Here is an 11722-nt window from a genome sequence, read left to right as displayed (position 1 = left end):
ATCCTCAGGAATACTGCACAAGGAGCTGTGTGCATGTCATTTGCCATAAAAAAGACACATCAATATCTGGGCTGTATTTTAGGTTGTGTGGTCTTGCCGCAGTTTGGATGGGCTGCGTTACAAACCACGCCCTATATTGCCGTACATAGCCAGCCTCAGTATGTGGGGCGCTCGGCTATGCCTTATGCCAACCCGCAAGCGCCCAAAGGTGGCGATTTAATTTGTGCCAGTAATGGCACTTTTGATAATTTAAATGACATGAATGGCAAGGGCAGCTCAACCGATGGGGTGAGTTTTATATTCGATTCACTCATGAGCAGTTCTTTAGATGAGCCGGGGGTGATGTATCCCTTATTGGCAGAAAAAGTCAGCTATGACCCCAAGCAAACTGCATTTGTCATTTTTCATTTAAATCCTAAAGCTAAATTTAGTGATGGCAGCCCAGTTACAGCAGATGATGTGAAATTCAGTTTTGATGCTTTTCAGACCAAGTCTAATCCAGGTTTGCAAATGTATTTATCCGATTTAGATAAAACCACGGTCTTGTCTAAGCATCAGGTTAAAGTCAGTTTTAAATCCACTAACAATGCAGAAATGCCGCTGATTTTGTCGCAAATGCCAATCTATTCTAAAAAAGACTGGCAAAAGCGTGACTTTACCCGCATCACACTAGAACCGATTTTAGGTTCAGGGCCGTATCTTATTGAGCGGATTGATGCAGGGCGCAGCATTACTTATAAGCGTAATCCAAATTATTGGGGCAAAGATTTACCCGTAAATAAAGGGCGCTATAATTTTGACCGCCTGAAGTATGTTTATTATCGCAATCTGGATATTGCCTTCGAAGGGTTTAAGTCGGGGCAATACACGTTGCATGAAGAATATACCGCACGAAAATGGGTCACTGAATATCGTTTTCCTGCTGTGAATGCGGGCATGGTGGTCAAGCATAAATTTCAGCACCAAAACCCAATTCCGACCCAAAGTTTTGTTTTTAATACCCGCAGACATGCGTTTCAGGATATTCGTTTTAGGCAGGCTTTAACCTACGCTTATGATTTTGAATGGCAAAACAAAGCCTTGTTTTATGGGCAATATCGCCGTTTGCAAAGTTATTTTTCTAACAGTGAATTAGAAGCCAAAGGCACACCTTCAGCCGCAGAATTGTCTGTTTTAAAACCCTATTTGGCCAAGCTGCATCCTATTCAACGCCAAGGCGTATTGCAAAATTGGCAGTATCCTGTGACTGATGCCAGTGGCTTTAACCGTAACGGCTTGCTTAAAGCCCGTGAATTGCTTTTGAAAGCGGGTTATCGTTTTCAGCAAGGTAAATTGGTCGATGCCAAAGGCAAAGCCATTCAAATTGAATTTTTAATTCATCAGGATGGTTTGCAACGCACATTAGTGCCTTTTGTGCGCAATATGAAACGTCTGGGCGTTACGGTAAATATTCGGCATGTCGATGTGCCGCAATATATTGAACGCATGCGCCGTGCCGATTTTGATATGACCACCAGTGTCATGCCGCAATCTTTAAGTCCAGGCAATGAGCAAGCACAGCTTTGGAGTAGTGCTGCCGCAGATCAACCAGGAAACTATAATTACGCAGGCATTAAAAACCCAGTAATTGATGAAGTGGTACAACAGTTGATTCGTGCGCCTAATCGTGAACAATTGATTGTGCGTACCAAAGTTTTGGATCGTTTATTGCGTGCGGGGTATTATCAAATTCCAACCTATGGCAAAGGTGAAAACTGGTATGCCTATTGGAATATGTATCGTCAGCCCGCCATCAAACCTAAACTATCGGCAGGAATTGATTATTGGTGGAGTGATGCTGCCCAAGCCAAGAAAGTTGCACATTATTTACGTCAACAATAACGATTTTAAAACTCAAGCATGACAGTGTTTGCGATAAACCAGAACATTGCCAAAAGGTAAGTACATGGGCACATACATACTCAAAAGATTGCTCCTGATTATTCCAACCTTGTTTTTCATTTTATTGATTAACTTTGTGGTGATTCAAATTGCACCGGGCGGTCCAGTCGAACAGGCGATTCAGCAAGCCGAAGCCTTTCAGGGCATGGGGGCGACAGGCGGTGAAACTGCTGCAACCTCCAATAGCAGCAATTATCAAGGTGCTAAAGGTTTAAGTGATGAAATGGTTGCAAAAATCGAAGCGCAATATGGATTCGATAAACCTGCACATGAACGCTTTTGGCAAATGCTCACCAGCTATGTGCAGTTCGATTTTGGCACCAGCTTTTTTAAAGATAAACCTGTGACCCAATTGTTATGGGAAAAATTACCTGTATCGCTATCTTTAGGTTTATGGAGCACCTTGCTGATTTATTTAATTTCTATTCCTTTAGGCATTAAAAAAGCCCGTCAGCATGGCTTGTTGTTTGATAAAGCCACTTCTATTTTGTTGGCAGTCGGTTATGCCATTCCTGCGTTTGCCTTTGCTATTTTGCTGATTGTATTTTTTGCGGGTGGTTCATATTTTCAGTGGTTCCCCTTACAGGGTTTGGTGTCTGAGAACTTTGCACAATTAAGTCTGTGGGGAAAAATTACCGATTATTTTTGGCACATAACTTTGCCTTTATTGGCGATGGTGATTGGTGGTTTTGCAGGGCTGACTTATCTCACCAAATACTCGTTTATGGAAGAATTAAACAAGCAGTATGTGTTGGCGGCACGTTCTAAAGGTCTAACCGAATCGCGTGTGTTATATGGGCATGTGTTTCGTAATGCCATGCTAATTGTAATTGCAGGTTTGCCCGAAGCGTTGGTGGGTATTTTCTTTGTCGGGAACTTATTCATCGAAATTATTTTTAATTTAGATGGATTAGGCCTGCTTGGTTTTGAGGCGATTGTACAGCGTGATTATCCTGTAATTTTTGGCACTTTGTTTATTTTTACCTTATTGGGCTTAATTCTACGCTTAATCAGCGATGTGTTATATCAGGTGATTGACCCACGTATTAGTTTTGAATCGCGAGGGGCAAAATAATGTCACCGATCATGCAGGCGCGTGTGCAGCGTTTTAAACAGAATAAATTGGGTTTGGGTTGTTTCATTGTCTTTATCATTATTTTTGTGTTGTCTTTGGCGGCAGAACTGATTGCCAATGATAAACCGTTATTGGTCAAATATGAGCAATCTTTATATCTGCCAGTGTTCAAGGCTTATCCTGAAACGACCTTTGGCGGTGTATTTGAAACCGAAGCAGATTATAAAGACCCAGTGGTGCAACAACTGATTGCAGACCGAGGATGGGCAGTTTGGCCGCTCATTGAGTTTTCTTACCAGACCCCGAATTTAGATTTGGCCGTTCCTGTACCTTCTGCACCAACTGCACAAAATTGGCTAGGTACAGATGACCAAGGGCGCGATGTGTTGGCGCGAATTTTATATGGCTTGCGTGTATCGTTGTTATTTGGCTTTGCATTGACTTTTGCATCGGCAGCTTTGGGCATTTTGGTCGGGGCAATTCAGGGCTACTATGGCGGCTGGGTCGATTTAATTGGTCAGCGCGTTTTAGAGGTGTGGGGTGGTTTACCGATGCTGTTCATGGTGATGATTTTGGTCAGCATGTTTACCCCAAGTGTGTATTGGCTATTTGTGATTATGCTGTTATTTGGCTGGACGACACTGGTCGGCTTGGTTCGAGCAGAATTTTTACGCGCCCGAAATTTTGACTATGTCCGTGCAGCGCGAAGTTTAGGCGTAACCGATCGTACCATTATGTTTCGGCATATTTTACCCAATGCCATGAGTTCGAGTTTGTCGCAGTTGCCATTTATGCTAACCGCCAATATTACAGCTTTAACCGCACTGGATTTTTTAGGTTACGGCTTATCGCCCGATGCAGCATCTTTAGGGGAGTTGTTGTTACAAGGTAAAAATAATTTAAATGCACCGTGGTTGGCATTGTCAGGCTTTTTTACCTTAGCAATTGTGCTGTCCTTGTTAATTTATATTGGGGAGGCGACCCGTGATGCATTCGATCCAAGACGTTAATTCTTCAACTGCATCACAGCCTGCAGTATTGCTAACAGTCAGTCATCTGCGTATTCAGCAGCAACAGGTTTTATTGCACGATTTAAACTTTGAGCTGCATGCAGGCGAAACCATTGCTTTGGTTGGTGAAAGTGGTTCTGGAAAATCTATTAGTAGTTTGGCATTGCTGGGTTTATTGCCCGAACATTTACAGGTGCAAGGTCAGGCAGTCTTTGCAGAACAAGATTTACTTCGCCTTAAACCGCAACAATTGCGACAAGTTCGTGGTCAAAAAATTGCCATGATTTTTCAGGAACCAATGACGGCTTTAAATCCGTTGCATCGAGTGGAAAAAATTATTGGTGAAAGTTTATTACTCCAAGGTTGGAGCAAAGAAAAAACGCGTGCTCGGGTGCTGCAATTACTTGCAGATGTCGGCATTCCACAGCCTGAAGAAAAACTAAAGCGTTATCCACATGAATTATCTGGGGGGCAACGTCAGCGAGTGATGATCGCAATGGCGTTGGCACTCGATCCCGATATTTTAATTGCTGATGAACCAACTACGGCTTTAGATGTGACTTTGCAGGCGCAGATTTTGGATTTATTAAAAAGCCTGCAAGTGCGTCGTAATATGGCCATGATTTTGATCAGCCACGATTTGAATTTAGTCAAACACTATGCAGATCGGGTAATTGTAATGAATCAGGGGCGGGTCGAAGAACAGGGCAGTGTGGCAGATATTTTTAATAGACCGCAGCAAGCCTATACCCAAAACTTGTTGAATCATGATTTTGGTGAAGCTTTGCAGGTTGATGAGTTGCCGACCATTTTGGAGTTGGAGCAGGTTGCTGTGAAATTCCCGATTAAACAAGGCTTGCTGAATCGGGTTAAAGATTATGTGGTTGCGGTTGAGCCGTTAAGCTTGCAACTTCCGCAAGGTCAATCTATTGGTATTGTCGGTGAAAGTGGTTCGGGTAAAAGTTCATTGGCACTTGCAATTGCACGATTGATTGAAAGTGAGGGAAAAATTGAACTACTTGGGCAAGATCTGAATCAACTGAATGAACGCCAATTGCGTCCCTTACGTCAGCAGTTTCAAATTGTATTTCAAGACCCGTTTAGCAGCTTAAATCCACGTTTAAATGTGGAGCAAACCATTGGTGAGGGTTTGGCATTGCAACAATTGTCCAAGCCTGAAATCATCCAGCGCATTGATGAAGCTCTAAGCAAAGTGGAATTGCCTGTGAGTTTTAAACAACGCTATCCGCATGAATTGTCGGGTGGGCAACGTCAACGGATTGCATTAGCACGCGCGTTGGTGCTGCGTCCTAAACTGTTAATTATGGATGAGCCGACTTCTGCCTTAGACCGTACCACGCAACGTGCTGTCGTGCAGCTGTTACGCCGTTTGCAGCAGCAAGAACAGATGAGCTATTTGTTTATTAGCCACGATTTGCAAGTGGTGAAAGCACTGTGTCAAAAAGTGTTGGTGCTGCATCAAGCGAAAGTCATGGAATTTCAAGATACTGTACAGTTATTTAGCCATCCGCAAACAGAATATACCCGTCAATTGATTGCTGCCAGTGAGTATTAAACCTTCAATATTTTTAAACAGCTATTTCGGCTGGCTGACTTGTTTTACCATTTTGACAATAAGATTTGTCAAAATGGCATTGACCTGTTCCGAAAAATCTTTAGAGTAAAAAAGACCAATAAAACACAATACGGAACAGTGTATGAGCCATCTTGCCGAAACAATTCAGATTCGTAATACCATGTTTAAAAATCGCATCATTAAAGGCGCGATGAGTGAGGCGCTTGCCAACACGGCAGGGCAGCCGAATAGCCTGCATTTAGGTCTATATGAAGCATGGGCAAAAGGTGGTTTGGGCTGTGCCATCACTGGCAACGTAATGGTCGATTTACGTGCCAAAAATGAACCGGGTGTTGTGGGAATTGAATCAGACCGAGATATAGAAAAGCTCAAACAGTGGGCAGAAGTTGGTAAACGTTATGGCATGGTGCAATTGGTACAGTTGTCACATCCTGGGCGGCAATGTCCGAAAGGTTTGAATAAAGAAACGGTTGCACCTTCGGCTGTGCCTTTTAGTCCAAGTTTAGCTTTGAGTTTTGGTACACCACGTGAACTACATGAAGATGAAATCCTCGATATTATTCAGCGTTTTGCCAAAGCTGCACAGATTTGTGAGCAAGCGGGCTTTGAAGGGATTCAACTGCATGGTGCGCATGGCTATTTGATCAGCCAGTTTTTATCGCCACTGACCAATAAACGCCAAGACCAATGGGGCGGCAATATTGAAAACCGTATGCGCTTTTTGATGCAAATTTATCAAGCGGTACGTGCAGCGACCTCAGACAATTTTATTGTATCAGTCAAACTAAACTCTGCAGATTTTCAACGTGGCGGCATCACTGAAGAAGAAGTGATTAGCGTGTTTACAGCCATGGATGAAGCAGGTATAGATATGATTGAAATTTCAGGTGGTACTTATGAAGCACCCGCGATGGCAGGCTCTAAAGCTGATAAACGTAAACCAAGTACCATTGCCCGTGAAGCCTATTTTTTATCTTTTGCGGAATTGATTCGCAGTCAGGTGAAATGCCACTTAATGGTGACAGGTGGTTTTAGAACGGTAGTTGCCATGAATGCTGCTTTGGACAGTGGTGCATGTGACTTTATTGGGATCGCCCGACCATTTGCGGTAGAAACCGATTTAGCCAACCGTTTGTTGGCGGGTCAAGATGTACGTTACGGGGTCGATAAAATTAAAACTGGTATCCCGATGATTGATAAAATGGCAATTATGGAAATTATTTGGTATGCCGCGCAGTTCAAAGCAATTGCACAAGGCAAGCGTCCAAACCCAAAACTCTCGCCTTTAAAAGTCTTTTTCAAATATTTAAAAGGCAATTTAACTGCGGTGATTAAAGGACAGGTCAACTCACGTAAATCAGCTTGATTCGTATTTTTCAAACCTCAGTGGACGGATTCAAAGCTTAAACTATGGTTTTTGAATCAGTCCGCACAGATTGAAATATAAAACTAATGCGTTAGATAGCAAAAAGCCCAAGTCATATTGATTGGGCTTTTTGTTGAGATGTAAACATCTCGAATATGGCGTCCCTACGGGGATTCGAACCCCGGTTACCGCCGTGAAAGGGCGATGTCCTAGGCCTCTAGACGATAGGGACAAATAGAAGTTTATATTTTTAAACCATGTAACAACCAATGCAGTTGTTGAGAATATGGCGTCCCTACGGGGATTCGAACCCCGGTTACCGCCGTGAAAGGGCGATGTCCTAGGCCTCTAGACGATAGGGACTTAAAAAAATATCTACTTCTGAAATTGGCGTCCCTACGGGGATTCGAACCCCGGTTACCGCCGTGAAAGGGCGATGTCCTAGGCCTCTAGACGATAGGGACGTTTCAGAGGTGGGCGTATAATAGGGCGTATAAGGGGGGGTGTCAAACGCTTTTCTGCAATAATTCTGAAAAAAATGTTCAACTGAATAAAATTAAAACTATTCTGCTGTCGTGATACGTTTGAAGCGGTAAAAATCATGCTTTTCAAGTTATTTTTAAATGGACACATTTATTAGAGCAGCATGATTTTCTTTGTATTTTGCAGTATTCATTGCTAATCAACACAACTCAAAAAACAAGGCAATCCGAAGATCGCCCCTATTGTTTTACATCATCGCTAAAAAAGCATTATGATTTTTTGTGATAAATCATGTAATAACTGAGATAGCACAACACAATAAAAATCATACAGCCAATAAAACCTGCCAGCATTTCAGGGTCAAACACCATACTTAAGCAAGTAATAAAACAGAACACAAAACCTAAAATAGGCACTATTGGAAATAGCGGTGCAGCAAAACCTAAGTCCTGCACGGTTTTACCTTGTTTATACCATTGGCGACGGAAGTTAAACTGGCTTAAACAAATGCTCATCCAGACCACGACCATGGTAAATGCAGCCACACCCAAGAGGTTTTTAAAGATGGTTTCAGGCGCAAATTGTTCAGACAATAAACCTGGCATTGCACCGAGCATGGTGACCATGACTGCAATATAAGGAATACCACGCGCATTCACCTTAGAAAAAATCTGTGGTAATTGCTTTTGGTGTGAGAGCGACCACATCATTCGTGAAGCTGCAAATAAACCTGAGTTCGCTGCAGAGAGTAACGCTGTGATAATCACAAAACGAATAATATCTTCCGCATAAGGAATACCAATCTGATTAAACACCGTTACAAAAGGACTGCTGCTTACACCTTCTGCAGCCAAACCTGCAGCCTGATGTGGTAGCAAGGCACTAATCACCACAATGGTACCTACAAAGAAAATCAACAGACGGAAAATTGCGGTATTGATTGCTTTAGGCACGTTTTTGGCAGGGTCTTTGGTTTCACCTGCGGCAACACCAATCAACTCTGTACCTGAAAAGGCGAAATTAACAATTAACATGGTGGCAAAAATAGGGAATAGCCCTTCAGGAAACCAACCTTGTGCGGTTAAATTGCTAAATAAAGGTGCAGAGGTATAACCTTGATAAGACACAGCACCTAAAATTGCCATTAAACCCAAAACGATAAAGGCAATGACAGTCACGACTTTGACCAAAGATAGCCAAAACTCAGATTCTGCAAACAAGCGCGTGGAAATCATATTCAAACCAAATACAACGCCACCAAAAATCAGTGTCCAAATCCACATGGAAATATGCGGGAACCATTCCTGCATTAGCAACGCAGCGGCGGTAAATTCTGTGCCTAAAGTGACCGACCACGTGAGCCAATATAACCAAGTGATGGTATAGCCCGTGCCAGGTCCAATATATTGTTTGGCGTATGCCCCAAATGAACCTGAAACAGGCATGTGTACGGCAAGCTCGCCCAAACACAGCATCACCATATAGGCAATTAAACCACCAAAAATATAAGCGATGATGGCGCCAACGGGGCCTGTTTGTGCAATGACTTCACCTGAGCCTAAAAATAGACCTGTGCCAATAGCACCGCCCAGTGAAATCATAACCAAATGTCGAGTGCTCATCGCACGTTTTAAAGGCATAGTATTGCCTTGATGCACAGCATCATTTTGATGATTCGATGACGGCATAAGTGATAGGAGAAAAAATGAAATGAAGCGAAGTATTGTAGAGAAAAACTACAAATCTGCAATCTTGAAATAATAAATTTGGATTAGAAATGATCGTATAGCACGATAAATGGCGTCCCTACGGGGATTCGAACCCCGGTTACCGCCGTGAAAGGGCGATGTCCTAGGCCTCTAGACGATAGGGACGTTGCGAGGTGATGCGTATATTATGAATTTTTAGCGACAGTGTCAAACCTGAATCTAAAAAAACTGCCGCACTATTTGTTATTTGCTTAAAAAATAATACATCTTTAAAAATAAATCAGTGCATGTAAATTTGAATACGGTGCATCATTTTAATGATCAGGGGTTTGATATTGCTTTTCAGTGGTTGTTGTTTGTGTGGCTGCGGGTTGAGTGCTTGGTTTAGGTTGAGCAGGCTCACGATTCACAATATAAAGATACAACGCAGAAGGCGCGAGAATGACCAAAACCAAGACAATTTTTTTCAACATGGCAGAATCAATAACACAAATTGGAATATTGCCATTATAACCAAAGCCAGCTCAAAAGACTGCATGCATAAAAGCTGATTCGCAGTAAAAATCATTTTGATGCTCAGTCTTGTGGTTGAAAAGCACGAATCAAAACCACAACACTAAAAAGAAAACAGGACGACAAACGCAGTCTGTCATCCTGTAAACATCTCAATGTTCGAGTACAAATCGTATTATTGATCTGGGTTGAGTAAGTTCTCTACCATGTGCGGCGCAAGTTTATTTAGAATAAAACAAAACAGCTCTGCAGTTTTTTGCGTATCGTATAAAGCTGAATGAGCTTCTTTGCCATCAAACTCAATACCTGCCTGAATGCATGATTTTGCCAGCACCGTTTGACCAAACATCACCGCACTTAAAGTCACTGTATCAAACACTGAAAAGCTGTGGAATGGGTTTTGGTTTTTCGTGCCTGTGCGGGCAATGGCTGCTTGTACAAAGCCTAAATCGAAATGCGCATTGTGACCGACCAAAATGGCATGGGTACAATTCTGTTGGCGACGCACTTCATTGACTGATTTGAAAATCCGTTTTAATGCGGTTTTTTCATCTTCAGCCATAGCCATACGCATAGGGTTGAAAGGATCAATCCCAATAAAGTCCAACGAACGACGGTCTAAATTTGCCCCTTCAAACGGGTTGATATGCGCATGATACGCTTCACCTGGTACAAATTTGCCATCCGCATCATAAATAATTGGAATGGCAGCAATTTCCAACAAAGCATCGGTTTGGGCATTAAAGCCTGCGGTTTCCACATCGACCACCACAGGCAAAAAACCACGAAAACGTTGCCCCATCACGGGCAAAGTTGTATCTGTCACACTTTTCTCCATTGAATGGTTTTACCCGCATATAACGGAATAATTTGTTCACCATCCAAGTAGTCTAAACTGGTTGGAATGATTTGCTCTTCTTTCACCAAAGTAATGGTGTTGGTATTACGCGGCAAACCATAAAAATCTGCACCAAAGAAGCTTGCAAAGCCTTCTAAGCGGTCAATACGTCCAACTTGATCAAAAGCTTGTGCATAAAGCTCAATTGCCGTAGGCGCACTATAGCAGCCTGCACAGCCACATGCATTTTCTTTGGCATTTTTTGAGTGCGGTGCGCTATCTGTCCCTAAGAAAAATTTAGGATTTCCGCTAGTTGCGACTTCTAATAAGGTTTGTTGATGGGTTTGACGCTTTAAAATAGGCAAACAATAGAAATGCGGTTTTACGCCACCTACTAACATATCATTACGGTTAAATAATAAATGTTGTGGGGTAATGGTTGCTGCGACATTACGGCCTTGTTCTAAAACAAATTGCGCTGCTTCAGAGGTCGTAATGTGTTCAAGCACCAATTTTAAGTTTGGAAATTGTTGTAATAATGGTGAAAGCACTTCATCTAAGAAACGTTTTTCACGGTCAAAAATATCGACATGATTGTGCGTGACTTCGCCGTGCAGTAATAATGGCACTTGTTGTTCTTCAAGTTGCTCAATCACCGCATATACTTTACGAATGTCGCTCACCCCATTGTCTGAATTGGTGGTCGCGCCAGCAGGGTAAAGTTTAATGGCATTCACATGCGCAGAGGCTTTAATTTTCTTGACTTCTTCGGGAGAGGTTTGATCGGTAAAATACAACACCATACGCGGATCAAAATTTACACCTTCAGGGACGTGTGCCATGATGCGTTCACGATACGCTTCCGCTTCTTCTACCGTTTTTACTGGTGGAACAAGGTTAGGCATACAAATTGCGCGTGAAAATTGCTTGGCAAGATCGGGAACAGTACGTTGTAGTGCTAAACCATCACGTAAATGAGCATGCCAGTCATCTGGCTGGATAAGAGTAATCGTATTCAAGGCGCTGCCAGTCTGAAAAATAAAACAGATGATAATCTATAAATGTTAAAATGGTAACGTCGAAAGCCATAAAAAATAGAAATGCCTGAATTAATTGTTTCGACATTGTGTTATTTTTAAACCACTAAAAAAATTATATTCAGGTTGTTACAGTTTTGCTGTGCAACAATC

General features: G+C 42.3%; 9 protein-coding genes and 4 tRNA genes. 5 read left to right on the top strand and 8 right to left on the bottom strand.

Annotated features, from left to right (window positions below; all coding sequences use genetic code 11):
- The first annotated feature begins 33 nt into the window (after positions 1-33).
- From FTU58_RS04590 to FTU58_RS04570, 5 genes are all read left to right on the top strand, one after another.
- Entirely contained in the window at positions 34-1881 is a 1848-nt protein-coding gene (locus tag FTU58_RS04590) for an extracellular solute-binding protein (protein ID WP_180062134.1), read from the top strand.
- A 64-nt stretch (positions 1882-1945) separates the two neighbouring features.
- Positions 1946-3016: a microcin C ABC transporter permease YejB gene (locus tag FTU58_RS04585; protein WP_096902176.1), complete on the top strand. Its 1071-nt coding sequence runs from the start codon at positions 1946-1948 to the stop codon at positions 3014-3016.
- On the top strand, positions 3016-4026 hold the full coding sequence (locus FTU58_RS04580) for an ABC transporter permease (RefSeq protein WP_179988923.1): 1011 nt from the start codon (positions 3016-3018) through the stop codon (positions 4024-4026). The genes FTU58_RS04585 and FTU58_RS04580 overlap by 1 nt, the downstream gene beginning before the upstream one ends.
- Entirely contained in the window at positions 4004-5602 is a 1599-nt protein-coding gene (locus FTU58_RS04575; RefSeq protein ID WP_179996132.1) for an ABC transporter ATP-binding protein, read from the top strand. The genes FTU58_RS04580 and FTU58_RS04575 overlap by 23 nt, the downstream gene beginning before the upstream one ends.
- A 142-nt stretch (positions 5603-5744) precedes the next feature.
- Complete coding sequence (locus FTU58_RS04570; RefSeq protein WP_180051641.1) at positions 5745-6989, top strand: NADH:flavin oxidoreductase/NADH oxidase family protein; 1245 nt, start codon at positions 5745-5747, stop codon at positions 6987-6989.
- Between the two features lie 156 nt (positions 6990-7145).
- Here the strand turns inward: FTU58_RS04570 and FTU58_RS04565 are convergent.
- The 8 genes from FTU58_RS04565 to pyrC all read right to left on the bottom strand — a co-directional run bounded on the left by FTU58_RS04565 (position 7146) and on the right by pyrC (position 11551).
- A tRNA-Glu gene (locus FTU58_RS04565) sits at positions 7146-7221 on the bottom strand.
- A 55-nt stretch (positions 7222-7276) separates the two neighbouring features.
- Positions 7277-7352 (bottom strand) — tRNA-Glu (locus tag FTU58_RS04560).
- 25 nt (positions 7353-7377) lie between these two features.
- Positions 7378-7453, bottom strand: a tRNA-Glu gene (locus FTU58_RS04555).
- 288 nt (positions 7454-7741) lie between these two features.
- Positions 7742-9160, bottom strand: coding sequence for an amino acid permease (locus FTU58_RS04550; protein ID WP_026438458.1), 1419 nt, complete (start codon positions 9158-9160; stop codon positions 7742-7744).
- A gap of 110 nt (positions 9161-9270) precedes the next feature.
- A tRNA-Glu gene (locus FTU58_RS04545) sits at positions 9271-9346 on the bottom strand.
- 149 nt (positions 9347-9495) lie between these two features.
- A complete protein-coding gene (locus FTU58_RS04540; protein ID WP_004972674.1) occupies positions 9496-9654 on the bottom strand; it encodes a hypothetical protein in 159 nt (52 codons plus the stop codon).
- Positions 9655-9869: 215 nt separating this feature from the next.
- Positions 9870-10532 (bottom strand): ribonuclease T, encoded by a 663-nt coding sequence (gene rnt, locus FTU58_RS04535; protein ID WP_131261730.1) that lies wholly within the window; start codon positions 10530-10532, stop codon positions 9870-9872.
- Positions 10517-11551 carry a dihydroorotase gene (pyrC, locus tag FTU58_RS04530; protein ID WP_004972678.1) on the bottom strand — a complete coding sequence of 345 codons (1035 nt, stop codon included), beginning with the start codon at positions 11549-11551 and terminating at the stop codon, positions 10517-10519. The genes rnt and pyrC overlap by 16 nt, the downstream gene beginning before the upstream one ends.
- Positions 11552-11722 lie beyond the last annotated feature (171 nt).

It is taken from the genome of Acinetobacter sp. YH12120 (assembly GCF_013418795.1).
In the GTDB taxonomy this organism is placed as follows: Bacteria; Pseudomonadota; Gammaproteobacteria; order Pseudomonadales; family Moraxellaceae; genus Acinetobacter; species Acinetobacter towneri.
Note: the sequence above shows the minus strand (reverse complement) of the source record. Positions and strands in the feature narration are given on the sequence as shown.